The 256-nt window shown below is 66.4% G+C and carries 1 protein-coding gene; it reads left to right on the top strand.

All coding sequences use genetic code 11. The features are described from left to right. The coding region (locus NQU54_RS48990) for a transposase (RefSeq protein WP_257636718.1) at window positions 1-256 on the top strand (256 nt) is incomplete at both ends.

Below are 256 nucleotides of genomic sequence, written 5' to 3'. Positions count from 1 at the left end.
CGACGAGCAATGGGAGTTCATCGAGCCGTATCTGCCGATAGGCGAGTACGGTCCATACCCCGAACGGCTGCGGGAGCAGTTCGAAGGGGTGATCTGGCGGTTCCGGTCCAGCGCCCAGTGGCGCGAGATGCCCTCCGAGTTCGGACCGTGGCCGACGGTCTACGGCCGCTTTCGTGTCTGGCGGGACGCCGGGGTCTTCTCTGCTCTTCTGGAAGGCGTGATCGCGGAGGCCGCCCGCCGGGGACAGACGGACTTA

It is taken from the genome of Streptomyces malaysiensis subsp. samsunensis (assembly GCF_024519315.1).
Lineage (GTDB): Bacteria > Actinomycetota > Actinomycetes > Streptomycetales > Streptomycetaceae > Streptomyces > Streptomyces malaysiensis.
This window is presented reverse-complemented; position numbering and strand designations above follow the sequence as displayed.